This is a genomic window from Antarctobacter sp., from assembly GCF_048262615.1.
Lineage (GTDB): Bacteria > Pseudomonadota > Alphaproteobacteria > Rhodobacterales > Rhodobacteraceae > Antarctobacter.
Genome location: NZ_JBLXFB010000002.1, coordinates 207,837 through 233,298, shown reverse-complemented (window position 1 = coordinate 233,298; position 25,462 = coordinate 207,837). Strand labels below are relative to the sequence as shown.

The following is a 25,462-nucleotide window of genomic DNA, read 5'->3' as shown; positions in this document are numbered from 1 at the left end:
CCATGTCGCAACAGGACGACTCCGCCGAAAAGAGCCACGAACCATCCGAACGCAAACTCGATCAGGCGCGCAAAAAGGGTGAAATTCCGCGCGCGCCGGATATCCTGACGGCGATGGCCTACCTTGGCCTGCTGACCTGCATGGTGGCGCTGGGCGGCCCGAGTCTGGCGCGATTCGCGGAGTCGCTTTTGCCGCTCATCGAACAGCCGGATCGGCTGGAGGCCTTGTTTTTCGGCGAGGGCGCGACCGCTGCGTCGGGATCGGTGATGGGGGCGGTCCTGACGCCGGCGCTGCCTTTTCTTGCCGCACCCGGCGTGTTTGTCCTTTTGACGCTTTTCGCCACCCGTGGACTTCTGTTCACCGGGTCAAAGCTTGCGCCCAAGGCGTCACGCATCAACCCGATCGAGAACGCCAAGAACAAGTTCGGGCGACGCGGGCTGTTTGAATTCTTCAAAAGCTTCGTCAAACTCAGTGTCTATTCGATCCTGCTGGCGGTGTTCCTGCGGGGCCAACGGGACGTGATCATCGGGGCGATCATGGGCACACCGGGCGAAGTTGTCCTGAGCATGACCAGCCTCATACAGCAGTTCCTGTTCATCGTGGTGCTGATCGCGGTTGTGATCGGCGGCATCGATCTGTTCTGGCAACGGGCCGAGCACACGCGCAAGAACCGGATGACGCAAAAGGAGTTGCGCGACGAGATGAAGGAATCCGAAGGCGATCCACATCTCAAGCAACACCGCCGGATGCGGGCGCAGGAACTGGCGCTCAACCAGATGATGGCGGAGGTCCCAAAGGCCGACGTGATCATCGTCAACCCGACACATTACGCCGTCGCCCTGACGTGGAGCCGGATGGGCGGCTCGGCCCCGGTCTGCGTGGCCAAAGGGCAGGACGCGGTTGCCGCGCGCATCCGTGAGGCGGCGAAAGAGGCCGGAGTACCGATCCATTCCGATCCGCCAACGGCTCGGGCGCTGTATGCCACCACGGAAATCGGCGCGGAAATCGCACCGGATCACTATCGGCCCGTTGCCGCGGCAATCCGTTTTGCGGACCGCATGCGGGCCAAGGCAAAGGAGAGCCGCTGGTGAAGACCAAGTATGATGACCTGACAGAGGCGACAGAGCTGCTGCTGGAAAGGGATCTTGAGGCGCACCGCCGGAATCTGGCGGAAAGCAGTCGGCTAGCGGGTGAACTGGCCCAGATCGACGGGATGCGGCAGGCGGCGCAAGCGGATCACGGATCCATCAATGCGCGCCAGATGCTGGGCGCGGATACCTTGTGGCAGGGATGGCTGGCGACTCGGCGGGCAGAGATCTTGCGGCACAGCGCCATGGCCAGAGCGCAGGAAGCCGACAGTCAGGCGCGGGCGAAAACCGCCTTTTCGCGGGTCGAGGCCGCCAGAAAGCTGGCCCTCGAAGAGGTGGAAAGTCGCCGTAAACGTCGGTTCAAGGCAGAGGCCGACGCCATCGACGCGCTGGGCATTCTGCGCGCAGGGCGTGACCGCGGTCTTCTGTGACCCTGAAAACGCAAAGGCCACCCCAAAGGGTGGCCTTTGTGCGCATAGCCCCGATGGCCTGTTCAGGCAGCGTCCTGACGGGCGATTTCGGTGATCAGGACATCTTTGACATCCGCCCCCAGAACGGACCTTGCAGCATCCAGCAGGGCGGAGCGCAGGATTTCCATCCGTTCGCCTGAGGTAAAAGAACCTTCGAAGCCGCCGATATTGGCGTGGTCGAACATGACTTGCAGGAAAACGTCCCGCAGTTTCGGCTCACGTGCGTAGACAACCTGGGTTGTGCCGCCGCTGACTTCCAGACTTATGGCCGCCACCACCAGCGCCTCAACCCGTTTCGCACCCATGATGGGGATGACGAATTGGTTGTTGATCTTGACGTATTCATTGCCCGCACTGCCGTGCGGATCATCGCCCTTGTGGGTCTCATCTGCGGCATGGGGATCGTCTGACGTGACGACCGCGTGGTCGTCGCCATGGTCCGCGACTTCGGGGACATCGCCTTCGGCGGGCATCAGGAACAGCCCGGCCCCGACACCGGCGCCGGTGCCGATCAGCGCCAGCACAACAGGGAGCAGTTTCTTGAGCATGGACGGACCTCAGAAAGGCAGAATCGCATCCAGCACCTGCTGGCCGATCCTGGGTTGCTGCATGTCGCTGATCTGTCCGCGACCGCCATAGGAAATACGGGCGGAGGCGATCTTGTCGTAGGTGATCTCATTCTGGCGCGAAATGTCCTCTGGCCGGACGTAACCGGAAACCAGCAGTTCCCGCAGTTCGAAGTTCACCCTGACCTCCTGACTGCCCTCAATGGCCAGCACGCCATTGGGCAGCACGTCGATCACCGTGGCCGCGACCCGCAAGGTCAGACTTTCACTGCGCCGTACAGACCCATCGCCACTGGCATCGCTGGAGGATTTGATCGACACCGCGTCATCAAGGCTGGCCCCGTCGGTGATACCTTGGTTGATCCGTTGCGGAATGCCGAAAAGGGCGGGAATACCAAGGCTTTCCGATCCCGACCGCGACCGCGAGGTCTGGTTCTTGATCTCGGCGCTTTCGTCGATCTCGATCACAACCGTCATGATGTCACCGCGCCGGACGGCGCGCCGGTCGCCAAGCAGAGAGGTCTTTCCGCCACTCCAGAGCGAGGCGCGATCCGTGCCGCGTTTGGAGGCCGCCCCCGGCGGCAATCCCGACGCGATCATGGCGACCCGCTCGGGGCTGCTGGTGCCGGGCGTGAAATCAGGTTCTTTGCCGATGTGATCGACCCGCGCACAGGCACCTGCGGCCAGGGTCAGCCCGATCAGGCCAAGTCGTCGCAACATGTCAGTCCTCACTTGTTCACCAGAATGCTGCCGTCAGGGGAAATCGTCCCGAACAGCACGGTGCGCGAATCGACGTTCATCACGCGAATCCGCTCACCTGCCGCGCCTCGGCCCAGCGCCCGCCCCTCGGCCTTGATGCGCAGGCCGGCATGGGCGTAGACCAGCGCGACCGCCTGATTTCGGTCCACCAGAGCAGGCTGGCCCACTGCGCCGCGCATGACGGCGCGGCCGGGGTAAATCGCGGTCCGTGCCTCCTGTCCGACAACCGCGTCGAGCCTGGCAAACGCGCCGGTCACCTCGGCGGGATCGAGGCGCACCGCGTCCGCCGTGATGATCTGTTGCGGGCGGATGGTCTGCGTGGCGACCACGGTTTCCGCCGCCGACACCGCAGGGACAAAAGCCAAAAGGACCAGCCAGCGCATCAGCGCACCTGCGCCGTGGCGCCCATCATCTGGTCGGCGGCGGAAATCACCTTGGAGTTCAGCTCATAGCCGCGCTGCGCCTCGATCAGGTCGGTGATTTCCTTGACCGCGTCCACCGAACTGTCCTCAAGATAGCCCTGCCGCACGGTGCCCAGACCGTCCTGTCCGGGTGTCGTCTGGAGCGCGGGGCCAGAGGCCTCTGTCTCGACAAACAGGTTGGAGCCGATCGCCTCGAGCCCCTTTGGGTTGGTGAACCCGGACAAGGTGAACTGGCCCAGCAACTGGCCTTCGGGATCGTTGAGGAAATAGGCGTAAACCTCACCGTCAGCATTGATCGAGATGCTGCGGGCATCTTCGGGAATGACGATCTCGGGTGAGACGGGAAACCCTTCGGAGGTGACAATCAGACCTTCACCGGTCCGCTTAAGCGCGCCGTCGCGGGTGTAGCCCAACTGCCCGGAGGGCAACGTCACCTCCAGATAGCCGTTGCCTTCGATGGCAAGATCCAGATCGCCGCCGGTGGCCGACAAGGCCCCTTGTTGCAGCTGCATGGACACCGCCGCGGGACGGACCCCAAGGCCCAGCTGGACCCCGGTTGGCAGCACCGTCCCATCCGCCGCGCTGACAGACCCGGCGCGGGCGAGTTGTTGATAGTGCAGATCGGCAAATTCGGCCCGGCGGGCGTTGTAGCCGGTCGTGCTCATGTTCGAGAGGTTGTTCGAGATGACCTCGACCCGCATTTGCTGGGCACTCATCCCGGTGGCGGCGATTTTGAGGGCGCGCATGTGACGGCTCCTATTTGATGAAGGCTTTCAGAGCGCTGCGGATGCGTTCATCCTCTCGCTCCATGAAACTTTGACCCAGTTCGTAGGCGCGCTGCACCTCGACCATGCGGGCCACTTGCAGGATCGGATCGACGTTTGACGCCTCGACAAAGCCCTGCATGACGCGCGGCTCTTCGACGGGTTCGAAACCGGCGTCGCTGCGGAACATCTGACCGCCCTCGCGGATCATCCCCAAGGGTTCCAGCGGGCGCACGACGCCGACCCGCCCGATGGGCCTGCCCTCTGTGCTGATCGTGCCATCACGGGCAATCGCAAGACCCACGGCCTGCGGCGGCACAAAGAGCGGCGCGCCGCTTTCGTCGAGAACCGGGTGGCCGTCCGATGTGACCAGCGTGCCGTCGGCGCTGGACGAAAACGCCCCGGCGCGGGTCAGGCGCTGCCCCTGTCCGGTTTCCACCAGAAAAAAGCCGTCGCCCTCGATTGCAAGGTCATACAGACCGCCGGTCTGTTCCAGAGTGCCCTGCTTGAAAGAGGTCGAACCGATGCGCCCGGCGGCCATGGCCACGGCGGCCATGCCATCGCCTTCGGCGACGAATTCGGAAAAGATCACACCCTCTTGCCGGTAACCGGTGGTGTTGGCGTTGGCGATGTTGTTGGCGATCACCTGCATTTCGCGCATCAGGCTCGATTGCCGCGAGAGGGCGGTATAGCCAGCAGTTTCCATGTCAGCCTCCGGTGATGAGGGGAATGATTTGCCCTTGGAAAAACTCCACGAGCGTCCGGGTCATAAAGCTCATCGACATCCAGAAGACGGCGACAATGGCGAGCAGTTTGGGGACAAAGGTCAGCGTCATCTCCTGAATGGAAGTGAGCGCCTGAAACAGGCCGACACCGACGCCCATGACCAGTGCGGCGGTGAGGATCGGCACGGAGGTCACCGTGGCGATCCACAACCCCATGCGCAGCGTGTCGAAGAAGATGACCTCTGTCAGCATGGCGTCAGACCGGCATCCTGAGAATTTCCTGATAGGCCTCGACCACCTTGTCACGCACGGCGACCACGGTTTCGACCGCCAGTTCCGATTGGGCCAGCGCCTCAACCAAGGCGTGCGGATCGGCGTCGCTGGTCATGGCGGTCTTGGCGGTCTCCTCGGCTTGCCGCAACTGATCAACGAATTCCTCCGTGATGCGGGTGAAATCCTTTTCCAGCGGCACCGCCTGTTCCGGTTCGGGCTGCATGGCGGGGCGCGAGGCCGCGTATTTCTGTGCGGCAAATAGAGAGCGGACGTCCATTCTGGTCTCCTGTCACTATAAATTTCAGAGGGTTAACGACGCAGCAGGTCCATCAGGCTGGTGGCCATCTGGCGCGTCTGGTCAAACATCTTGAGATTGGCCTCATAGGATCGCTGCGCCTCGCGGGCATCGGCAATCTCGATGATCAAATCGACGTTGGACCCAAGGTAATGGCCGGTTTCATCGGCAAGCGGGTGCGCCGGGTCGTGGATCTTTTCAAGATCGGACCGGTCCAGCGTGACATCGCCCGCCCTGACACCTGTCACATCCGCCGCGGTGGGCAATGCCTCGAACGGCATGGTTTTGCGGCGATATCCGGGTGTGTCGACGTTGGCGATATTCTCGGACAAGAGGCGCAGGCGCGCGGCCTGGGCCTGAAGGCCCGTGGTGGTCACGTTCAACGCGTTGGAAAAATCACTCATTGGGCTGCTCCTTTAGCCACGGCCAAGACTGGCGCGCAGAATGCTGAGGTTGCTGCGGTAAATCGCCAGCGCGCGGTCGTGCTGGCGTTTGGCGTCCACCGCCGTGACCATCTCTTGTTCCAGCGAAACGGTGTTCCCGTTCGGGTCGAGCGCGTCGCGGCGTTCCGAAAGATCGACCGTGCGACCGGAGCTGCCGTTGAGATGCGTGTCCCGCGATGCCCGCTGACCCATCATCGAGTCGCGCAGGGTGTCCTGAAACTTCGGCATTTCGCGGGCCCGGTAACCGGGTGTATCCGCGTTTGCGATATTCTGGCTGCTGAAAGCCTGCTGCATGCCCGCATGCCGCGCCATGGCCATCGCCGTTCTGAAGACGTCCAAATTCTGGAACATCGGGGCTTCTCCCTCGATTGCTTAAATCAAGGCTTAACGCTGATTCCTTTAGATATGGTTTGCGAGGAATGAACGGAGCGTACGATGGACGACGACATTACCGGCCTCAGGGCGCGGATTTCGCAGATGCAGCCGGTGCGGGCCGTCGGGCGCGTGCAATCGGTGGATGGCACCATTATCTGGGTGCGGGGGCTGGCGGAACACGCCTGTATTGGCGACAGGCTGCGTCTGATGCACGGGAGCAACGTTCTCGGCGGCGAGGTGTTGCGGATTCGCGACGATCTGGTGGCGATGCTTCCGGACGAGGTGCCGGATGGGGTGTCCAAGGGCGACCGCGTTGCGGTGCTGGGGCCGCCGACACTGGCCCCTTGCGACAGTTGGATTGGACGGGTGGTCGATGCCTACGGTCGCCCGCTGGACGGCGCGCCGATCGGTCCGGGCAAACACAGGCGCCCGTTCCGGGCCAGCCCGCCGCCCGCTGCGGCCCGCCGCCGGCTGGGTGCGCGGCTGGACACGGGTTTGGCGGTTTTCGACACGCTGTTGCCGATTGTTCAGGGGCAGCGTGTCGGCCTGTTTGCCGGGTCCGGGGTTGGCAAATCACGTCTTCTTGCGCAACTGGCACAGGGGATGGAGGCTGATGTCGTTGTACTGGCGCTGGTCGGGGAGCGTGGGCGCGAGGTGCTGGAATTTGTGACCTCTGTTCTGGGGCCAGAGGGTATGGCCCGCAGCGTCGTTGTCGCGGCCACCTCTGACCGTTCTCCGCTGGAACGTCGCCGGTGCCCCTTGGCGGCGATGACCATCGCCGAGCATTTCCGGGATCAGGGCAAACATGTTCTCTACCTTGCTGATTCGATTACCCGATTTGCCGAGGCACACCGCGAGGTGGCCATTGCCTCAGGCGAATTGCCCGCATTGCGGGGGCACCCGCCATCGGTCGCGCACCAGATCATGCGCCTTGCCGAGCGGGCAGGGCCGGGATTGCAAGGAACCGGCGATATCACCGCCATCTTCAGCGTTCTTGTCGCTGGATCGGACATGGACGAACCGGTGGCGGATATCTTGCGCGGCGTGTTGGACGGACATGTGGTGCTGGACCGGCAGATTGCCGAAAGGGGCAGATTTCCGGCAATCGACCTGTTGCGCTCCGTCTCGCGCAGCTTGCCAGAGGCGGCAAACGACCATGAAAACGACCTGATCCAGAAGGTGCGCAGCCTGTTGGGGGCCTACGCCCGGTCCGAGACCATGGTGCGTGCCGGATTGTACCGCGAGGGAGAAGATCCGCTGCTGGATCAGGTGATGAAGGTCTGGCCAGATCTCGACGGGTTTTTGGCGGAACGTTCGTTGAACGGGGCAGCCGGCGCGTTTCAGAAGCTGGAACTTATCCTGCGGCGGAGCGCTGTGGCGCCTGCCCGCCGTCCGCCGCAGGGTCGACCGGTTTCCCGCGCCCGATAAAGACCCCGGCCAAAGGGTCCGGAGGCTCAGGGTCAGAACCGTTGAATATTGATGGACGACAGCAGGGTGAGCGCGATCTGGCTCGACCCGGTGCCGGCGGATTGCGACACCTGCGATTGGAGAAGATAGCTGTGGATCACCTTGTTCAGGACTTCCGGGTTTTCAAGATCGGCGAACTTGGTGATGCCAAAGCGGCTCTCCGCCTTTTCGGTCAGCATTTCCAGCTGCTTGTCGAGGTCGATTTGGCTGAATCCGGCGGGAAGTCCCAGCGCGGTCTGAAAGACGTCGCGCATCATCGTGTCGCCCAGAACACTGTACCATTTGGTGTTGTCGGACGAAGACAACCCCGCCAGCCCCGGAGCCGCACGTTGAAAACTGAGCGCGTTTCCGATGGCTGGATTGACGTTGCTCACCGCCTCTTCGAAAAGCTGCCATTGGTGACTGTCGATGATATCGCTTGCAAAATCATCGGCCTGAAGGACGGTTGACGGCTCGGTGTCGAATCCGAACGCCCGCGACATGGCAGCCAGGCCCTTTTCCCCCAGCACATTGGCCAGCGCGCCCGGCCCTGCGCCGCCGTCCTCCAGAGCTTGTTTCAGAAGCGCCGGACTGTTGATCCATTTCTCTGCGCCGAACGCCCCCAGAGCAACCTTCAACAGGTCGGTATCCGCCAGGAAATCGTCAACCGACGTAACCGAGGCAATGTTTTCTTCGAAATAGGCCTTGGTCGATTCCAGAACCAACAGCGTTTGTTCTTCCAGAGCCGCCGCCGCGTCCGGGTCGTTTACGTATTCCGGCTGCGCCAGAAGAGAGTCGAGATCGGCGCGGACCTTGGTGTCGTAAGCGGCCGTAATGTCGTCGGAAAATCCCTCCTCTAGAAAAGGATACTCGACTTTTTCGGAGAAATCGAAGGCCCGGGCCAGCGCCACATAGCGTCCGTCGCTCAGCTTGTTCGCCAGCGCCGTGTCGTCTTCCGCCCCCTCATTCAGGACACGTTTGATCAGGTAGGTGCTGTCGACCTGATCGGACAGTCCAAAGGCGGACAGGGCCACACTCAAAAGACGCCGATCCTCGACCAGGTCCTCGCCCGAGGTGATACTGCCAATCTTCTCGGCAAAATACTCGGTGTCCCGCGCGATTTCGGCACTGGAATTAAAGGCGGTGCGTTGGGTGGTCAGCGTGGATTGAAGAACTTGCCAACCGACCAGGCCCGTGCCTGGAATCATTGGAGTGATGGCCATCACGAATTCCTATTGCTGCGGTGTCGGACCAGCGGCCAACAGCCTGTCCTCACGCGGGATCAGGGCGCGCAAAGCTTTGAGACATTGATAGAATTGTTCCGTGAGCAGTGCATCTGTCGCCTGCGTCAGCAGGCGACGGCTGTCCGCGTCGACCAGAATTTGGCTCAGCTCTTCGATCCGCGGCAGCAGTTGCGTCCGCGCCTCTTCGGCGCTGGCGTCTCCGGTCAGGATCAGTTGCGCATGATAGCACAGTCGCCGGACCGGGGTCTTGGCCTCACCGGGGTGGATCGCGTCGCGCAGCCGCAGCACGTTGGCATTGGGCGTCACGATGGACAGGCGGCTGCGGCGATCGCCGTTTTCGATCACAGCGCCGTTGATCAGCACGCGTTCGCGTGGTCCGAGTTTCAGGACAAGTCCGCTCATTTCTGTGTGCTCCTGCCGCTCAATCCTCGCAGGATTGCGGCGTTGATTTCCAGAAGCGGTCTGACACGCCCCTTTTTTGTCAGGACTTTTGACGTGTGAAGTTGAACGAATTCAGCGAGATAGAAAATCCGTGCCCGCAATTCCGCCGGCAGGGCGTTCTCACTGTCCGCCACATCCACCGCAAGCGCAGTCCAAAGGCGTTGATTGTCGGACAGCGCCTCGACCAATCTGGGATAGGCACGTGGTCCGGCCTCGGCGGCCGCTTTGATCCGATGCGTGACCCGAGCAATAAGTTCATATTCAGTGCCGCGGGGGGTCTGGGTCGAGCGGGCGTTTTGGGCATAGGCCCGATGCGCAAGTGTCTGTGCGTTCACGTCAGAACCTTCTGGTTGTGAGGATCAGGAATTGAAATCCGGGGGCCGGTCGTCCGGCCCCCGGTTGTCCGGGTTACCGGAACAGCGACAGCAGCGACTGCGGTGCCTGGTTGGCGATCGACAGTGCCTGCACGCCCAGCTGTTGCTGGACCTGCAACGCCTGCAAACGGGCCGAAGCTTCTTCCATGTCGGCATCGACCAATGTGCCGATTCCCGACTTGAGAGCATCGGTCAGGCTGGTGACAAAATCAGCCTGGGTTTCGATCCGGCCCTGGGCCGAACCGAAGGACGCTGCTGAATCGATGGCGGTCTGGATCAGGCCCTCGATTTCGTCCAGTGCGCTGTCGACACCGGCCTGCGTGGTGACATCGATGCTCGAAAGCGATTCGAGGCGGCCGCCGATGGTGGTGTCGGTCACGGCATAGCTGCGCACTTGGACAGAGAAGTTGTCACCGGTGTTGTTGGCGCCGGTGAAATCAAGCTGGTTGGCGCTGGTGCCGTTGACGGCGGCTGCGATGCCCAGTCCATCGGTGATGTCGGAATTGTCCGCGACATACTTGTTGAAGGCATCCGCAAGACCTTGGGCCACGTCCGCTTCGGTATCACCATCGCGGGCGACATAGGTGATTTCCTGCGCGCCGGCTGTTGCGGTGGTGTTGAAGGTGGCAAGGCCACCCGCGCCGGCGGTGATTTCAATCGAAAAGCCGGTGCCTGCGGCGACGGTCGCGGTGCCCGCACCAGCCGTCTGGCCGATGACCGCCAAGGTGGTCGGCTGGGTCGCGGCGCCGGTCAGGGCCACCGCTGCGGCGTTGGCCGCACCCGAGGCGGCGTCAGAGCCGATCGCTGTGGCCCCGGTCGTTGCAACATTGATCGACCCGGCGGCAGTGCCCAGATCCTGTTTGCCGACCGTGATGTCAGAGGCCGTCACACCGCTGCCAGAGCGATCCAGCGAGGCCAGGATGTTGATGCTGCCGGACCCGGCGGTGGTATCGGTGTTCGACAGCAGGTTGAGGCCGTTGAACTGGGCCGCGCCCACCACTGCGGAAATCTGGTCGCGCAGCGCATCGATGTCCGTCTGGATCTTGCCCCGATCGACGTTCTCTTCCTGGGCGGCGACAATCTTGCCCTTCACGTCGGTCAACAGGTCGGTCACGGTTTCTGCGGCCTGGCGCGCCACGGAAACGGTCGACTGGCCCAGGTTGAGGCTGTCGGAGATCCCCTTGAAGCCCTTTACGTCGGCTTCCATCACCTTCGAGATCGCCCAGACGGCGGAGTTGTCCTTGGCGTTGGCGACGCTCTTGCCGGTCGAGATTTCCTTTTGGGTGTCACCGAGGCTGGAATTGATCGACTTGAGGGTTTGCAGCGCCACCATGGCGCCGTTGTTCGTCAGGATGCTAGACATAGAGTGTCCTTGCTTTCAAAAGGCGCTTTTGCGCCGGTTGCATTTGCCGCGCACGGCATCTCTGACGTCTTTCTGACGTATGCAGCCCGAGCTCTTTGCTGGTCTGCGCCACCTGTTGTGGTGCGTCGCCAACTTGGCCTTTCAATCCTAACGGAGCCCTAATTCCCTCTTTGTCTATCCGGTGGATTTTTTACAAATTCTCAGGCTCTGCGTTCGAGCCGTTTCGACGCCGGGGCATCGATGGTTTGCCGTTTGCCATGCGCGTCGTAGGTGTCGGTGGCGCGGCGCGCCCGGTTCAGATCGCCAATGCGCGCGGCAACATTGCGGATCCCCGCCATGGCCTGATCGAAAAGCTCCTGATTGCGCCGCAGTCCGTCACGCAAGGGTGCCACATCGCGGGCGGTCAGCGGACGTTCGGCCAGCGCATCGGCCAGCGCCTGTTTTTCCTCCATCAGGTCGGAAAGCCGGTCGAAATCGCCGTTCAGAAGGGCGGTGCGTTCAGCGTCAAGCAGTGTCTTGAGCCGCTCGGTCACGGGTTGGTCAGTCATTGATTCGCTCCTTGAGGGCATGAAACAGGGACTCCGCGAGGCCGATTCCGCCGCCTTCGGTCATCTGCCGGGCCTGTTCCAGGCGCATGAACGAGGCGAACTGGTTCTCACCTTCGCCGCCGCCGAATCCTTCCGGCGTTTCACCGACTTTCGCGGATTTGAGCATTTCCGCGAGAAAGTTTGCCTCCAGCTCGCGGGCGGCTTCGCGCAAGGCGCGGTCCTGTTGCGGAAGGGATCCGCGTTGCATCGGGGATATTTCCATTTGCTTTGTCTCCAATTCGACTCGCTCCGTTCGATTAGGCCTGATCGCGGTAAAGAAGTGGTAAGGAGGACTGGTCTAGGGTGACCGCGTGGAAGAATTCCCGGAGCATTCATGCTGAGCCAACTGACAAGCCTGCTGGGCCTGACGCCAGCGTCACGGACCCCAGACACACCCAAAGGCGACGAACCGACAATCGATTTTTCGAGCGTTTTTGCACGGGCAGAGGATGACCGGCCACCCCGGTTCCTCGACCAGGGGCCAAGCGCCGAACCGTCCGACGCGGACGCACCAGAGGCGGTCCTGGTGGTCGATACCGGTGAGGACGGCACCCTTCCGGACGACATGGATGTCGACCTTGCGGCCGTCGGGCGTTCCAAGAGCTACGCGGACGGCGCGGCATTGGCCCCGGAACCGGACTGGACGGACGAGGCCGGAACTTCCGGCGATGCTGATCCGGACCCGCTGCCGTCCGGTTCCGTGCAGGAGGGGCGTGATCACAAGCTGGCGTTGACGGCGGCGGGTGTTTCCGCCGTTGCGGGCACCGCTCCTCAGACGGTGACGCCGGACAACCATGGCGACCGTGGCAAGCCCCCGGTCGCCCCACATGGGCCGACGTCTCCGGCAATGTTTGACGCCACCGCCCAAGGCAGGCCTCTAGACGCCCCGGATGACAGGCCGCAAACGCCCCGGACCAGCCCGATACGCCATCCGGGTGCTCTGGATGAGCAGGTCTTGGTGGATCGCGAAAGCCAATTGCGGAATGTGCGGAACGACCCCGTTGGCTTGGGGACCGGTGCGCGTGAGGACAAGAGGCCTGTCGCAAGCGCCACAGCCCCCCATGCTGACATGCCCCCGGCAGAGGCGGTCAGGGCCGCCTTTGTTCCAGCGGACCTCACGGCTGCCGCCAAGGCGAAGGACCCGAAGGATCGTTTGCCGCCACTCCCCGGCGCTGGCGGGGATAGGGTCTCTCTTTTGCCCAAGGCGGTATCGCCCGCCGATCCCGGTTTGCCCAAGGCGGCATTGCCCGATACCGTTGAAAACCCCGGATCGGTGGAAACAAAGACGCCAAAAGCTGTCGCGCAGCGGGATCTGCCGGTCTTTCGCATGGATCTGTCAACGGCCGATCTTTTGCCACCGGGACCGTCGCGCGGCATCGTGGCCGGAACCGTGCCACTGACACGCGTGACCGAAACCGCGCAGGGTCACTCTGCGCCACGGGCAACCGATCTGCCAAATCCGGTCTTGGACGCGCCGAACAGGGCACCCGAATTGAAAGCCTCGGTTGCCGCTTCGCTGAAAGGCGCTGCGCCCGCTCCGGCGAAACCCGCGCCGCCCGCATCGGCGCCCCCGGAGGCGTGGACACCCGCCTCCGTCAAGATCACCCAAAGCCCGCCGCTGGCCCCGTTTGACGGCCCGGACAACGGCGCGCGCCCGGACCTGGACAAGGCCGCTTTGACCGGCAACACTTTTGCGATTGCTGGCAAAATTGCCGTGCCGGACGGGATCCCCCGCGACGGCACATCCGTTGCGCCAAGGGCAAGCACCCTCTTTGACGGGCAAATCGTCGAAACCGTGGATGTGGCCTTGGATGGCGTCGCTTTGCGCCCCGCGCCGCGGCCGGGTGCCGGACCTGAACCGCTTCAGGCGGCCGGCCCAATAGCGGTGCCCCCACCAAGAGCACCGCTTGCCGCCGGTGCGGATGTTCGGATCATCGACACCATTGTGCCGGAAACCTCAAACCCGCCACCGGCGGTGGGTTCCTCGGTGGTGCCGTCATCTCCGGGTCCGGGCCCCGCACTGGATGCGGCGGGGCAGTCAGGGCATCTTTCGGGGGTCTCTGTTTTGCAAACCGCTGGCTCTGACATCCGGAGGGCGGACCCAATCGCGAAAACCGATGCGGTGACCGCCACCGGTCCGGCGGAACCGGTCAAGATTGCAACGCGCGCAGAAGAGGCGCGTCAGGCACGGGCCGACAGGGGCATTATCCGTTCTGAAAGACTGGCGGCACCCGAACGATACGCCCGGCGCGACCTGATCCCGCAGGCGGCATCAGGACGGTCGGCCAAGATGACCGCCCAAGGGCCACAAGCCGTCGGCACGGTGCCCAGACCGGGCATGACCCGCGTGACCGCCCCGTTGCTTGCCGATGTTCTTGACGACGCGCCTTCGGCGGAGGCCCCGGTGGCAAGTCCTGTCGCGGAGGCCCGGACATTTGCCACGCTGGTGACACCGGTCATGGCGGCGACCACCCGCACCGACACCATGGCGACTGTCCGTCAAGTGGCCGACGGCATGGCGCGACTTTCAGACGGTGCCGTCGAAATTCGCCTGTCACCCGAGGAGCTAGGCCATGTCCGGATGCAGCTTGTGTCCGCCGACGGGGGCATGACAGTGCATGTCTCGGCGGACCGGCCAGAGACACTGGACCTGCTGCGCCGCCATATCGACCAGCTTGCGCGTGACCTCGCCGATGCCGGGTATGACGGCGCGTCCTTCACCTTTTCCGAAGGCGACGGGGGACAGCGGGACGGGTCGCCTCCCACCAAAGAGGACGGCGCCATCGCCGGCATGGAAGAGCAACATCCCGCCCGCAATCCGGTCGCGCCAACCGCGCCCGATGGGCTGGACCTCAGATTTTAGGAGACGACATGACGGACATCACCACACCCCCCCCGCTCTACAGCAGCAAAACCGCTGCCGCCGCTGTCGAGACCGGCGCTGCGACGGACACCAAGGCCGTCGTGAGTTCGGATTTCGACACATTCCTGAAGATGCTGACCGTTCAGGTGCAGAATCAGGACCCGCTCAACCCGGTGGATTCCACGGATTATGCGACGCAACTTGCGACCTTCTCTGCGGTGGAGCAGCAGGTTCTCACCAATGACCTTCTGCGTGAGGTCAGTTCGACGCTGACCGGCAATGCCCTTCAGGAACTCAGCGGGTGGATCGGGATGGAGGCGCTTGTTCGCGCCCCGGCGCTGTTTACCGGCACGCCGGTGGCGATCCGGCCCGATTACGCCGAAGAGGCGGACGCCGCCGCGCTTGTTGTCCGGGACGCAAATGGCGATGTGGTCCAGCGGTTCACATTGGACCCCTCTCAGGAAGAGGTGTTCTGGGCCGGAACGGATGAGACCGGGGCCACGTTGCCGGTGGGCGTCTATCGATTCGAGGTCGAGAGCTACAAGGAAGAGGCGGTGATCGGCACCAAGCTTGCCCAAGTTTACAGTCGAATCGAAGAAGTGCGAAAGAACGGCGATGTCCTGCAATTGAGATTGTCGGACGGATCAGAGCTTGATCCGGGGCAGGTCGACGGGTTGCGGGCACCGCAGACCTGATCCAAATCGCTTTGGCGCGGTCGGGCGCGCGACCGGCCGCCATTTTGCTGCGCTGCCATCACGGTCAGGGTGCGCGCAGCCCGGCTCTGTCTGATCGCAGGGGGCTTCGCCCATTGTTTTGGCGAATCATCGCTTAGCCAGTGGGTGTCGGTCCTTATATTCGGAGCAGGTCACCGCACGGACTGTTATACATCTGATTTTGTTGTGCTATCTTCTTTCTGAACCAGCGCGGTTTGGCCGGAGATTACCCTTGGGCAAGCATGCGAGGGTGGTAATGTTGCCGATTTGACGCGCATTTGCGCAGGCGCAGCAAGGATTTGGCGATTGGCGCGCAATTGTCATTTGAACGGGAAACGGTTTGTGTGTAGGTTCCTAAGTGTCGGGCGCGCTGCGTCCAAGCTTGCACAGTTTTGGAGAATACCATGAAAAAGCTTTCGATCATTGCTGCCGCCGCAGCGATCGCAGCTGCAGCAGCCGCTCCGGTGGCTGCGCAGGAAATCACCCAGGATCCGTTCGTTTCGAGCGCTGGTCCGGAAATCCCCGCGCTTGCCATCATCGGTGGCATCGCTGTGATCATCGCGATTGCGGCCGCTTCGGGCACCGACTGATCCCAGTCGAACAGAATTAACAGAGCGGCGGCCCTTGGGCCGCCGTTTTGCGTTTTACGGCTGGGATTCGCAGGCGATCATTTCGGGCGATCAATTCGGGCGCGCGTTTGCGCGGGCTTTGGCCGGTGTCAGCTGAGAACGGTCAAGGTCAGGGCCACAAGGCCGCCGGCCACCGCCCCAAGCGAGGTCCACGCCAGCCGCGCGGGCCATGGGTTCGGGGCCACTGTCGTGTCCGGCAGCGATTGCCGGATCAGCGCCGCCTCAACCAGCTTGGGCAAACGTGGTCCGAACCGTGCCATCACCATGGCGGTCTTCCACAGGTCCTGTGCCGCCGCCTTTGGGCCAATCGATTCCTTGATGTAGGCCTCGACCACCGGATGCGCGACCTTCCAGATGTTCATGCGCGGGTCGAGTGAGCGTGCGACGCCTTCGACGACCACCATGGTGCGTTGCAGCAGAATCAACTCCGTCCGCGTCTCCATGCCAAACCGCTCTGTCACCTCAAAGAGATAGGCCAGCAGTTTGCCCATGGAAATGCGGGTCGCGTCCATGCCGAAGATCGGTTCACCCACGGCCCGCAAGGCGCGGGCAAATTCATCGACATCGCGATCCGCCGGGACATACCCCGCCTCAAAATGCACCTCGGCCACGCGCTTGTAATCGCGCTGGATAAAGCCAAAGAGGATCTCGGCGTAGACCCGGCGGGTGTATTCGTCGATATATCCCATGATTCCAAAGTCATAGGCGACAATATCGCCGTTCGCCGCGACCTTCAGATTGCCCTGATGCATGTCCGCATGGAAAAACCCGTCGCGCAGCGCGTGGTTCAGGAACAGTTGCAGCACCCGTTCGGACAGTTTGACCCGGTTGTGTCCGGCGGCGTCCAACGCCTCGTTATCGCCCAGCGGGACACCCTCAACCCAGCCCATGGTCATCACCCGGCGACCGGACCATGGCCATTTGACCGCTGGCAGGGCGAATCCCTCATCCTTTTCGGTGTTGGCCGCGAACTCACTGGCGGCCGCCGATTCCAGCCGCAGATCCAGCTCGCCAGAAACGACACCCTCGAAATGGGCGATCACCTCTTCCGGGTGCAGGCGGCGGGCCGCGGGCGACAGATGTTCGATCATCCAGGCGGCAAAGTAAAAGGCGTCGATGTCCTTCTGAAAGGCCCGTTCGATGCCGGGGCGCAGAACCTTGACGGCGACGGTCTCGCCGGTGTCGCGCAGCCGCGCCTTGTGGACCTGCGCGATGGAGGCGGCGGCCACCGGTTCGCTGAAGTAGGAGAACACGTCGTCGACCGGAACCCCCAGCTCTTCCTCGACCTGACGCTTGGCCTCTTCGACCGGAAAGGGCGGCAGCTTGTCCTGAAGGACGCGCAGCTCGCGGGCCATCTCGTCGCCGACCACGTCGGGCCGCGTCGACAGGATCTGGCCGAACTTGATATAGGCGGGGCCCAGCGCGGTCAGCGCCCGCACAACCGGCGGCATGTCCGGATTGCCCTCATCCCCCAGCCAGCGGAACGGCCTTCCCAGAACCCGCGCGGCGACCCGCAAGGGCGCGGGCGCTTCCAGCGCGTCCAGCACCGCGCGCATGGCGCCGGTGCGTTCCAGGGTGGCGCCGGTCCGGACCAGCCGCCAGATATTGTGCGGTCCGCGCATCTCAGAGTTTCCAGCCAGAGTGCAGGCAGGCGACGCCCATGGTCAGGTTGCGATACTTGGCGTTCTCGAAACCGGCCATTTGCACCATGTCCAGAAAGGTCTCCTGATCGGGAAACTTGCGGATCGATTCGACAAGGTACTGATAGCTGTCCCGGTCGCCGGCAATCACCTGACCCATGCGCGGGATGATGTTGAAGGAATAAAGGTCATAGGCCCATTGCATCAGGTCGTTGGGGATCTGGCTGAACTCCAGCACCATCAGCCGCCCGCCGGGTCGAAGCACGCGGAACGCCTCGGTCAGGGCGTCTTGCGGGCGGGTCACGTTCCGAATCCCGAATGAAATCGTGTAGACGTCAAAGCTGTTGTCGGGAAAGGGCAGGGCCATGGCGTCGCCCACAACCCAGTCCAACTGGTCGCTCATCGCACCGGCCTCGGCGCGTTTGCGGCCTTCGACCAGCATCGGCTCCGTCAGGTCCAGCACGGTGGCGTGGCCGTGGCCCGCGCGTTTGAGAAAGCGGAAAGAGATGTCACCGGTGCCGCCCGCCACGTCCAGCAGGCGCTGACCGGGGCGCGGCGCCAGCCAGTCCATCATCGCATCCTTCCAGACGCGGTGAATGCCAAAGGACATGGCGTCGTTCATCACGTCGTACTTGGACGCAACAGAACTGAACACCCCCTGAACGCGCCCGGCCTTTTCGCCCTCTGGCACCTCGGTAAAGCCAAAATGCGTTGTTTTTCCGCTGTCTTCGCTCATGGGTCTTGCCGTCCTGTTGTGTTCCGCCTTCTTATAGAGCGCCGCCGGGGTGATACAATGTGAAGGACGCCGCCCAATGCCCGAATTGCCCGAAGTCGAGACAGTCCGTCGCGGGCTGGCCCCGGTGATGGAGGGACAGGTGATCGCGCGGGCGCGGGTCAACCGTCCCGATTTGCGCTGGCCGTTTCCCGATCGCATGGCGGACCGGCTGACCGGCGCGCGGGTCGACCGGCTGCGGCGGCGGTCGAAATACATCCTTGCGGACCTGTCGACCGGTGAGACGCTGCTGATCCATCTGGGCATGTCCGGGCGGATGCTGGTGTCGGGCGATCCGCTGGGCCGCTTTGTGCATGACCACCCCGCGCCGGAAAAGCATGACCATGTGGTGCTGGACATGGGGCAGGGCGCGCGGATCACCTTCAACGACCCGCGCCGCTTTGGCGCGATGGATCTGATGGCGACCGTGGGGGCAGAGGGGCACCCGCTGCTGGCGGTTCTGGGTCCGGAACCGCTGGGCAACGGGTTCAGCGAATCTTACCTTGTTTCGGCGCTGGCGGGACGGAAAACGCCCATCAAAGCGGCGCTGCTCGATCAGAAAATCATCGCCGGTCTGGGCAATATCTATGTCTGCGAGGCGCTGTACCGCACGCGCATTCATCCCGCACGTAAGGTAAATCGCCTCTCCGGCGCGCGGCTTGCGACCCTCGTTCCGGTGGTCCGGACGGTCCTGCAAGACGCCATTGCGGCGGGCGGATCGTCGCTGCGGGATTTCCGTCAAGCCGATGGAGAACTTGGATATTTTCAGCACAGCTTTGACGTCTACGGACGGGAGGGACAGCCCTGCCGCACCGAGGGGTGTACCGACACCGTGCGGCGCATCGTGCAATCCGGGCGGTCGTCCTTCTATTGCCCGTCCTGTCAAAGATAGCTTGAACCATGTGACTGAAATGCTAAGGCTTGGCCCCTGACGGAACCGGACGGAGCCCCTGAACATGGCCTATGAGACGATCATCGTCGAAATAGAAGACCACGTCGCCACCATCAAACTGAACCGCCCCGACGCCATGAATGCGCTCAACAGCCACCTGCTTGGTGAGTTGTCAGAGGCGCTGGCCGACGCGGATCAGAACGACAAGGTGCGCTGCATCATCATCACCGGCTCGCCCAAGGCGTTTGCCGCAGGCGCTGACATCAAGGAGATGTCGGAGAAAAGCTATGTCGAGATGTTCCTCTCGGACTTCTTCGGCCGCGAGGGCAACGCCATCACCTCGACCCGCAAGCCGATCATCGCCGCCGTGGCGGGATACGCGCTGGGCGGCGGGTGCGAACTGGCCATGATGTGCGATTTCATCATTGCCGGTGACAACGCGAAATTCGGCCAGCCGGAGATTAACCTTGGCGTCATGCCGGGGCTGGGCGGAACGCAGCGCCTGACGCGCTTTGTCGGCAAGTCCAAGGCGATGGACATGAACCTGACCGGACGCTTCATGGATGCCGAAGAGGCAGAGCGCGCGGGACTGGTGAGTCGCGTCGTGCCGGCCAAGCAGTTGATGGAAGAGGCGCGCAACGCCGCCGACAAGGTGGCTGAAAAGTCGATGATCTCCGCCATCGCCTGCAAGGAAGCGGTCAACCGCGCCTATGAGACAACGCTGGCCGAGGGGCTGTTGTACGAACGCCGCCTGTTCCACGCGCTGTTTGCGACCGAGGATCAAAAAGAGGGCATGGCCGCCTTTTCGGAAAAGCGGACGGCGCAGTTCCGCGACCGCTGACGCCAATCCGCACATCGTATGCATGTTTTGTGCATAAGATGTGCATGTTTTGTGCATCCCCTTTTCGGGGGTGTGCGGGGCGGCGGGGAAAAATGCCTTGCCCCCCTTTGGGTGCTCCACTATAGACGCCCGTCATACATGCGCGTGATGCCCGCTTGGCAAGAATCGGTTCGGCACGGGATGCCGGGTCTGTCTGCGGTACGCGCTTTGAAATTCGACCACCGTCGACAGACAGAAAAACAGGACCGATCATCATGGCAAATTCGCCCCAGGCAAAGAAACGCGCCCGCCAGAACGAAAAACGCTATGCCGTCAATAAGGCACGCCTTTCCCGCATCCGCACCTATCTGCGCAAGGTCGAAGAGGCCATCGCATCCGGTGACAAGGACGCCGCAACCTCTGCTCTGCGGGCCGCCCAGCCAGAGCTGATGCGCGGTGTTACCAAGGGCATTTTCCACAAGAATACCGCGTCGCGGAAGATGTCGCGCCTGGCCGCACGGGTCAAAGCGATCGGCTGACCCGGATCAACATCTGGTAGTAATGACAAAGGACGCCACAGTATGTGGCGTCCTTTTTGCATCTATAACCATTTGATCACAGTGGAGATTCTTTTTGGCCGATCCCCGAGTCAAGCTGTAGTTTCGGTTGCCGGGTCTTCCCGAAGATTGCTAGTTTCGACAGGCGATTCACTAGTCGCAGGGGGGACAAGGCTGCCGGTTGGTGTGCACTCATTTTGGGTGCGCGCAATCATGCTTGTCGTGGCGCCAAAGCGCCTTTGACAAGTCTCGGGGGAAACCCCGGCCGTGTCCAAAGGATATAAGAAGCGGGCCGCATTACGGACGCGCCGAACGGGACTATTCGGGGCGTCTTGCGGTCTATGACCTTGGGGTTCACTCCCTCACCTTTGCGTGCGCGCAAGGGGTGGTTTCGCTGTTCCTCCTGCCAAGTGTTCGTCGCCGAAGGTCATTCGGCGTGGGGATCGAGGAACGAGGACAAACTGGCAGATGACCAAAGACCAATGGGGGGCCTTGCAGGAGCAAATCAGCAAGGCTGTCGGGCATAACAACTACAAGACCTGGATCGAACCGCTGCGCTTTGTGGGGACAAGCACGGACGGGATCGTCACCTTGCAGGCGCCTACGAACTTTTTCAGCAACTACGTGTCGCAGAACTATGGCGACATGCTGCTGCAACATGTGGCACGGACATCGCAGGATGTTCGCAAACTCGACATCAAGGTGGCGTCGGCGCTGACCGAATCCGAGGCTGCGACCCCGCAGCCGCAGACCGTGCGCGCGGCCCCGCCGCCCGCCCGTGATCATCTGCCGGGCGCGCCGCTGGATGGCCGGTTTACCTTTGACACCTTCGTGGTGGGCAAGCCGAACGAACTGGCGCATGCGGCGGCCAAACGTGTCGCCGAAGGCGGTCCGGTGTCGTTCAATCCGCTGTTTCTCTATGGAGGCGTCGGCCTAGGTAAGACCCACCTGATGCATGCGATTGCCTGGGAACTCACCCAGCGCAATCCGCATCTGGCGGTGCTGTACCTGTCGGCGGAACAGTTCATGTACCGCTTTGTTCAGGCCCTGCGTGAACGCAAGATGATGGATTTCAAAGAGATGTTCCGCTCTGTCGACGTACTGATGGTCGATGACGTGCAGTTCATCGCGGGCAAGGACTCAACGCAGGAAGAGTTCTTTCACACCTTCAACGCGCTTGTGGATCAGAACAAGCAGATCATCATTTCCGCGGACCGCGCACCGGATGAGATCAAGGATCTGGAAAACCGCATCCGCAGCCGCCTGCAATCCGGTCTGGTCGTCGATCTGCACCCGACCGACTATGAACTGCGTCTGGGTATCCTTCAGTCCAAGGTCGAAAGCTATCGCGCCATGCACCCCGGTCTGGAAATCGAGGACGGTGTGCTGGAATTCCTCGCCCACCGGATCAGCACCAATGTCCGCGTTCTCGAAGGTGCGCTGACCCGGCTTTTTGCCTTTGCCAGCCTTGTCGGCAAGCCGATCAACATGGATCTTGTGCAGGACAGCCTTGCGGATGTGCTGCGTGCCTCGGAACGCAAGGTCTCGATCGACGAGATTCAGCGCAAGGTGGCCGAGCACTACAACATCCGTCTCAGCGACATGATCGGGCCAAAGCGGGTGCGCAACTTTGCCCGGCCGCGTCAGGTGGCAATGTATCTGTGCAAGCAGCTGACCTCGCGGTCGCTGCCCGAGATCGGGCGGCGCTTTGGTGGACGCGACCACACCACCGTCATGCACGGTGTTCGGCGGATCGAGGAACTGCGCCAGCAGGATGGGCAGATCGACGAAGACGTCGAGATGCTGCGCCGGGCGCTGGAAGCCTGACCAGTTGTGGGAAATATGCGGCGCGCCGGGTCTGGTGCGTCGCAACGCCTTGACGCCTAGGCGAAAGCGCAAGACAAATCGGTAAAAACCGGCTTGGAGTGCTGGCCTGCGCAGGCTAGGCTGCGCGTCCCGGCAGTGCGGAGAGGGTAGGGCGATGAAATTCAGCATGGAACGGGCGGCGCTGTTGCGCGCGGTCGCGCAGGCGCAATCGGTGGTGGAGCGGCGCAACACCATTCCGATCCTCGCCAACGTGCTGATCGAGGCCGAGGGCGAAAGCGTCAGCTTTCGCGCCACCGATCTGGACATCGAGGTTCTGGACCGCGCCGTGGCGCAGGTGGAAAAGGCGGGCGGCACCACCGTCTCGGCGGTAACGCTGCATGAAATCGTGCGCAAATTGCCCGATGGCGCGCTGGTTACGCTGGCCGCTGATCCCGGATCGGGCCGCCTTTCGGTGTCGGCGGGCCGGTCGCATTTCTCCCTGGCGACCCTGCCGAAAGAAGACTTCCCGGTCATGGCGACCTCGGAATACGACTGCAACTTTTCCGCCAAGGCCGAAGTGCTGCGCCGCCTGTTCGACAAGTCGAAATTCGCCATCTCGACCGAAGAGACTCGCTATTACCTGAATGGCGTCTACATGCATGTGTCCGAGGCCGAGGACGGCAAGGTGCTGCGCTGTGTCGCCACGGACGGTCACCGGCTGGCCCGGATCGACGCGCCGCTGCCGCAAGGCGCCGATGAGATGCCCGGCGTGATTGTCCCGCGCAAGACCGTGGGTGAGATGCGCAAGCTGCTGGATCAGGACGATATGGATATCGCGGTGTCTGTGTCCGAAACCAAGGTGCGGTTTGCCACGCCGGACATCACCCTGACCTCCAAGGTCATTGACGGCACCTTCCCCGATTACACCCGCGTCATCCCGCAGGGAAACACCCGCAAGCTGGAGGTCGACGCCTCGGAATTCGCCAAGGCGGTGGACCGCGTGGCCACGGTGTCCTCGGAACGCTCGCGCGCCGTCAAACTGCAACTGGACGAGGACCGGCTGATCCTGTCGGTCAATGCGCCTGACAGCGGTGCTGCCGAAGAAGAGCTGGCCGTGGCTTATGGCGATGAGCGGCTGGAAATCGGGTTCAACGCCAAGTACCTGCTGGAAATCGCCAGCCAGGTGGACCGGGAAAACGCCGTCTTCCTGTTCAATTCCTCCGGCGATCCGACCCTGATGCGCGAAGGTGGCGACACCAGCGCGGTCTATGTCGTGATGCCGATGCGGGTCTGAGGTTGGGCGATTTTTCGTCGAAAAATCGTCTCTCGCCATGTCGCTCGCCCTCACCCGCCTGACGCTGTCGCATTTCCGGTCGCACCGTCGGGCGGAGGTCTCTGTCGATGCGCGCCCGATTGCGATCTTTGGACCAAACGGGGCGGGCAAGACCAACCTGATTGAGGCCGTGTCGCTGTTTTCCCCCGGTCGTGGGCTGCGGCGCGCCTCGGCGGCGGACATGGCGCGCCGTCCGCAAAGCCTTGGCTGGAAGATCACCGGCCATCTGACCGGTCCCGAAGGCCAGCATGAGATCGCCTTTACCTCCGAGGGCGGCGCGGCGCGCAGCGTCACGATCAACGACAAGTCCGCCAGCCAGATCGCCCTTGGCCGGGTCGCCCGGACCGTCTGGCTGATTCCGGCCATGGACCGGCTGTGGATCGAAGGGGCCGAAGGGCGGCGGCGGTTTCTGGACCGGATGACTCTGTCGTTCTTTCCCGACCACGCGCAGGCCTCGCTGGACTACGAAAAGGCGATGCGAGAGCGCAACCGCCTGCTCAAGGACGACGTGCGCGATCCGCACTGGTATCTTGCGCTGGAAAAGCAGATGGCGCGCACCGGCGCTCTGCTGACCGCGAACCGGCAAGAGGCGCTGGACCGGTTAAAGGCCGCGCAGGCCGAAGCAGAGACCGCTTTCCCCGCCGCCGATCTGGAGATGGTGCAATCCGAGGGCAGTCTGCCTGCGGCCGAGGCGGACCTGCGCGAGGCGCTGGCCGAAAGCCGGTTTCGCGACATGGCCGCAGGCCGCACGCTGGTCGGACCGCACCGCACCGACCTGTACGGTGTCTTTGCCGCCAAGGGGGTTCCCGCCGCCGAGTGTTCGACGGGTGAACAAAAGGCGCTGCTGATCTCGCTGATCCTGTCGAACGCGCGGGCACTGGCGCAGGATTTCGGCGCGTCGCCGATCCTCTTGCTGGATGAGGTTGCCGCCCATCTGGACGCGACCCGCCGCGCGGCGCTGTATGGGGAAATCACCGCCTTGGGGGCGCAGGCCTGGATGACCGGCACCGGGCCAGAGCTGTTTGCCGAACTGGGATCACAGGCGCAGTATCTGGAAGTGACCGAAGACGCGGGCGAATCCCGTGTGCACATCCGTGATTGAGGTCATCGCCGAACCGAACCTGACGCCCGAGGATGAGGCGCAGATCGCCGAGATCCTGCGCCAGAGCTTTCCAACGGATTTCGGAGGCCGCAGTTTCTACCAGCAACGCCCGCACATGCGCCTTGTCTGGCGCGAGAACCGCGTGCTGGCGCATATGTCGCTGTTTCTGCGCGCGATCCGCGTTGGCGACCGCATGGTGGATGTCATCGGCATCGGCGACGTGGCAACCGCGCCAGAGGCGCGCAGGCGTGGTCTGGCCGGGGCCTTGCTGACCGACGCCGTCCGGACGGCCCAAGCCAGCGGCGCGCGGTTTGCCATCCTCTTCGGGGATCGCACGCTGTACGACCGGGCAGGCTTTGTGCCCGCTGCCAATCGCTTTCGGTATGTCCGGATGGTCGGCGCGCGCACCGGTGAGGTGGTCGAGGACAGCAGCCGCTTTCTGAGGGTGCGGCCCTTGACGGCGGACCGCTGGCCAGACGAGGCCTTTGTGGATTTTGTGGGGCACCTGTTCTGACGCGGCAAAGCCTTTGGACATGCGTGCGGGGTGCGTTCTGATCATCACGCAAAGCGATGCGGCAGACGATTGGCAGAAGGGCGCGGACAGCCCGAAAAACCCGCCGCTTTGAGATGCGGCGAACCACCTTCACCGCGATCCGACGCTGGCGGAATTCGCCCATTGGGCGAATACCAAATATTGTGT

The 25,462-nt window shown here is 62.9% G+C and carries 30 protein-coding genes; 13 read left to right on the top strand and 17 right to left on the bottom strand.

The window, feature by feature from the left end; all coding sequences use genetic code 11:
* The first annotated feature begins 2 nt into the window (after positions 1 to 2).
* Both ACN0S5_RS03155 and ACN0S5_RS03150 read left to right on the top strand, forming a co-directional pair.
* Positions 3 to 1,091, top strand: coding sequence for an EscU/YscU/HrcU family type III secretion system export apparatus switch protein (locus tag ACN0S5_RS03155; RefSeq protein WP_417205873.1), 1,089 nt, complete (start codon positions 3 to 5; stop codon positions 1,089 to 1,091).
* Entirely contained in the window at positions 1,088 to 1,519 is a 432-nt protein-coding gene (locus ACN0S5_RS03150) for a hypothetical protein (RefSeq protein WP_417205871.1), read from the top strand. The genes ACN0S5_RS03155 and ACN0S5_RS03150 overlap by 4 nt, the downstream gene beginning before the upstream one ends.
* A gap of 62 nt (positions 1,520 to 1,581) precedes the next feature.
* On the opposite strand, the gene ACN0S5_RS03145 is transcribed toward ACN0S5_RS03150, so the two are convergent.
* Genes ACN0S5_RS03145 through ACN0S5_RS03105 form a run of 9 tightly spaced genes read right to left on the bottom strand, consistent with a single transcriptional unit; the run spans position 1,582 to position 6,156 of the window.
* The gene (locus ACN0S5_RS03145; protein WP_417205869.1) at positions 1,582 to 2,106 is read right to left on the bottom strand and encodes a flagellar basal body-associated FliL family protein; all 525 of its coding nucleotides are present in this window, start codon (positions 2,104 to 2,106) and stop codon (positions 1,582 to 1,584) included.
* Between the two features lie 9 nt (positions 2,107 to 2,115).
* Complete coding sequence (flgH, locus tag ACN0S5_RS03140) at positions 2,116 to 2,844, bottom strand: flagellar basal body L-ring protein FlgH (protein ID WP_417205867.1); 729 nt, start codon at positions 2,842 to 2,844, stop codon at positions 2,116 to 2,118.
* 8 nt (positions 2,845 to 2,852) lie between these two features.
* A complete protein-coding gene (flgA, locus tag ACN0S5_RS03135) occupies positions 2,853 to 3,266 on the bottom strand; it encodes a flagellar basal body P-ring formation chaperone FlgA (protein ID WP_417205865.1) in 414 nt (137 codons plus the stop codon).
* Positions 3,266 to 4,051: a flagellar basal-body rod protein FlgG gene (gene flgG / locus ACN0S5_RS03130; protein WP_417205863.1), complete on the bottom strand. Its 786-nt coding sequence runs from the start codon at positions 4,049 to 4,051 to the stop codon at positions 3,266 to 3,268. Before flgG ends, flgA begins: the two co-directional genes overlap by 1 nt.
* 10 nt (positions 4,052 to 4,061) lie before the next feature.
* Positions 4,062 to 4,775 (bottom strand): flagellar hook-basal body complex protein, encoded by a 714-nt coding sequence (locus ACN0S5_RS03125; RefSeq protein WP_417205861.1) that lies wholly within the window; start codon positions 4,773 to 4,775, stop codon positions 4,062 to 4,064.
* Between the two features lies 1 nt (position 4,776).
* Complete coding sequence (locus tag ACN0S5_RS03120) at positions 4,777 to 5,046, bottom strand: flagellar biosynthetic protein FliQ (protein ID WP_417205860.1); 270 nt, start codon at positions 5,044 to 5,046, stop codon at positions 4,777 to 4,779.
* A gap of 4 nt (positions 5,047 to 5,050) precedes the next feature.
* Positions 5,051 to 5,344 (bottom strand): flagellar hook-basal body complex protein FliE, encoded by a 294-nt coding sequence (fliE, locus tag ACN0S5_RS03115; RefSeq protein WP_089276489.1) that lies wholly within the window; start codon positions 5,342 to 5,344, stop codon positions 5,051 to 5,053.
* 32 nt (positions 5,345 to 5,376) lie between these two features.
* The gene (gene flgC, locus ACN0S5_RS03110; RefSeq protein WP_417205858.1) at positions 5,377 to 5,766 is read right to left on the bottom strand and encodes a flagellar basal body rod protein FlgC; all 390 of its coding nucleotides are present in this window, start codon (positions 5,764 to 5,766) and stop codon (positions 5,377 to 5,379) included.
* Between the two features lie 12 nt (positions 5,767 to 5,778).
* On the bottom strand, positions 5,779 to 6,156 hold the full coding sequence (locus ACN0S5_RS03105; RefSeq protein WP_417205856.1) for a FlgB family protein: 378 nt from the start codon (positions 6,154 to 6,156) through the stop codon (positions 5,779 to 5,781).
* 84 nt (positions 6,157 to 6,240) lie between these two features.
* On the opposite strand from ACN0S5_RS03105, the gene ACN0S5_RS03100 reads away from it, so the two are divergent.
* Positions 6,241 to 7,608, top strand: coding sequence for a FliI/YscN family ATPase (locus ACN0S5_RS03100; RefSeq protein ID WP_417205854.1), 1,368 nt, complete (start codon positions 6,241 to 6,243; stop codon positions 7,606 to 7,608).
* A 32-nt stretch (positions 7,609 to 7,640) separates the two neighbouring features.
* On the opposite strand, the gene ACN0S5_RS03095 is transcribed toward ACN0S5_RS03100, so the two are convergent.
* The 6 genes from ACN0S5_RS03095 to ACN0S5_RS03070 all read right to left on the bottom strand — a co-directional run bounded on the left by ACN0S5_RS03095 (position 7,641) and on the right by ACN0S5_RS03070 (position 11,858).
* Positions 7,641 to 8,849, bottom strand: a complete 1,209-nt coding sequence (locus tag ACN0S5_RS03095; RefSeq protein WP_417206065.1) for a DUF1217 domain-containing protein — start codon at positions 8,847 to 8,849, stop codon at positions 7,641 to 7,643.
* A gap of 9 nt (positions 8,850 to 8,858) precedes the next feature.
* Positions 8,859 to 9,272: a flagellar biosynthesis repressor FlbT gene (gene flbT, locus ACN0S5_RS03090; RefSeq protein WP_417205853.1), complete on the bottom strand. Its 414-nt coding sequence runs from the start codon at positions 9,270 to 9,272 to the stop codon at positions 8,859 to 8,861.
* Positions 9,269 to 9,646, bottom strand: a complete 378-nt coding sequence (flaF, locus tag ACN0S5_RS03085) for a flagellar biosynthesis regulator FlaF (RefSeq protein WP_417205851.1) — start codon at positions 9,644 to 9,646, stop codon at positions 9,269 to 9,271. The genes flbT and flaF overlap by 4 nt, the downstream gene beginning before the upstream one ends.
* A 73-nt stretch (positions 9,647 to 9,719) precedes the next feature.
* The gene (locus ACN0S5_RS03080; RefSeq protein ID WP_417205849.1) at positions 9,720 to 11,048 is read right to left on the bottom strand and encodes a flagellin; all 1,329 of its coding nucleotides are present in this window, start codon (positions 11,046 to 11,048) and stop codon (positions 9,720 to 9,722) included.
* Between the two features lie 200 nt (positions 11,049 to 11,248).
* Entirely contained in the window at positions 11,249 to 11,596 is a 348-nt protein-coding gene (locus ACN0S5_RS03075; RefSeq protein ID WP_417205847.1) for a flagellar protein FlgN, read from the bottom strand.
* On the bottom strand, positions 11,589 to 11,858 hold the full coding sequence (locus ACN0S5_RS03070; RefSeq protein ID WP_417205845.1) for a rod-binding protein: 270 nt from the start codon (positions 11,856 to 11,858) through the stop codon (positions 11,589 to 11,591). The genes ACN0S5_RS03075 and ACN0S5_RS03070 overlap by 8 nt, the downstream gene beginning before the upstream one ends.
* 111 nt (positions 11,859 to 11,969) lie before the next feature.
* Between ACN0S5_RS03070 and ACN0S5_RS03065 the strand changes: the two genes are divergently transcribed.
* The 3 genes from ACN0S5_RS03065 to ACN0S5_RS03055 all read left to right on the top strand — a co-directional run bounded on the left by ACN0S5_RS03065 (position 11,970) and on the right by ACN0S5_RS03055 (position 15,801).
* Positions 11,970 to 14,498: a flagellar hook-length control protein FliK gene (locus tag ACN0S5_RS03065; RefSeq protein ID WP_417205843.1), complete on the top strand. Its 2,529-nt coding sequence runs from the start codon at positions 11,970 to 11,972 to the stop codon at positions 14,496 to 14,498.
* An 8-nt stretch (positions 14,499 to 14,506) separates the two neighbouring features.
* Positions 14,507 to 15,193 (top strand): flagellar hook capping FlgD N-terminal domain-containing protein, encoded by a 687-nt coding sequence (locus ACN0S5_RS03060; protein WP_417205841.1) that lies wholly within the window; start codon positions 14,507 to 14,509, stop codon positions 15,191 to 15,193.
* A gap of 422 nt (positions 15,194 to 15,615) precedes the next feature.
* Entirely contained in the window at positions 15,616 to 15,801 is a 186-nt protein-coding gene (locus ACN0S5_RS03055) for a hypothetical protein (RefSeq protein WP_417205840.1), read from the top strand.
* 128 nt (positions 15,802 to 15,929) lie between these two features.
* Here the strand turns inward: ACN0S5_RS03055 and ubiB are convergent, their stop codons facing one another.
* Positions 15,930 to 17,462, bottom strand: coding sequence for a 2-polyprenylphenol 6-hydroxylase (gene ubiB / locus ACN0S5_RS03050; RefSeq protein ID WP_417205838.1), 1,533 nt, complete (start codon positions 17,460 to 17,462; stop codon positions 15,930 to 15,932).
* A 1-nt stretch (position 17,463) separates the two neighbouring features.
* Positions 17,464 to 18,216, bottom strand: a complete 753-nt coding sequence (gene ubiE / locus ACN0S5_RS03045; RefSeq protein ID WP_417205836.1) for a bifunctional demethylmenaquinone methyltransferase/2-methoxy-6-polyprenyl-1,4-benzoquinol methylase UbiE — start codon at positions 18,214 to 18,216, stop codon at positions 17,464 to 17,466.
* A 76-nt stretch (positions 18,217 to 18,292) separates the two neighbouring features.
* On the opposite strand from ubiE, the gene mutM reads away from it, so the two are divergent.
* The 7 genes from mutM (at position 18,293) to ACN0S5_RS03010 (ending at position 25,276) form a co-directional block, all read left to right on the top strand.
* Positions 18,293 to 19,144: a bifunctional DNA-formamidopyrimidine glycosylase/DNA-(apurinic or apyrimidinic site) lyase gene (gene mutM, locus ACN0S5_RS03040; RefSeq protein WP_417205834.1), complete on the top strand. Its 852-nt coding sequence runs from the start codon at positions 18,293 to 18,295 to the stop codon at positions 19,142 to 19,144.
* Between the two features lie 64 nt (positions 19,145 to 19,208).
* Entirely contained in the window at positions 19,209 to 19,985 is a 777-nt protein-coding gene (locus tag ACN0S5_RS03035) for an enoyl-CoA hydratase (protein WP_323767691.1), read from the top strand.
* A 254-nt stretch (positions 19,986 to 20,239) separates the two neighbouring features.
* Positions 20,240 to 20,503 carry a 30S ribosomal protein S20 gene (gene rpsT, locus ACN0S5_RS03030; protein WP_417206063.1) on the top strand — a complete coding sequence of 88 codons (264 nt, stop codon included), beginning with the start codon at positions 20,240 to 20,242 and terminating at the stop codon, positions 20,501 to 20,503.
* Between the two features lie 486 nt (positions 20,504 to 20,989).
* Positions 20,990 to 22,348, top strand: a complete 1,359-nt coding sequence (gene dnaA / locus ACN0S5_RS03025; RefSeq protein ID WP_417205833.1) for a chromosomal replication initiator protein DnaA — start codon at positions 20,990 to 20,992, stop codon at positions 22,346 to 22,348.
* Between the two features lie 154 nt (positions 22,349 to 22,502).
* Positions 22,503 to 23,621, top strand: coding sequence for a DNA polymerase III subunit beta (gene dnaN / locus ACN0S5_RS03020; RefSeq protein ID WP_417205831.1), 1,119 nt, complete (start codon positions 22,503 to 22,505; stop codon positions 23,619 to 23,621).
* 37 nt (positions 23,622 to 23,658) lie between these two features.
* Positions 23,659 to 24,762, top strand: coding sequence for a DNA replication/repair protein RecF (gene recF, locus ACN0S5_RS03015; protein WP_417205829.1), 1,104 nt, complete (start codon positions 23,659 to 23,661; stop codon positions 24,760 to 24,762).
* Positions 24,755 to 25,276 (top strand): GNAT family N-acetyltransferase, encoded by a 522-nt coding sequence (locus ACN0S5_RS03010; RefSeq protein ID WP_417205827.1) that lies wholly within the window; start codon positions 24,755 to 24,757, stop codon positions 25,274 to 25,276. Before recF ends, ACN0S5_RS03010 begins: the two co-directional genes overlap by 8 nt.
* Positions 25,277 to 25,462 lie beyond the last annotated feature (186 nt).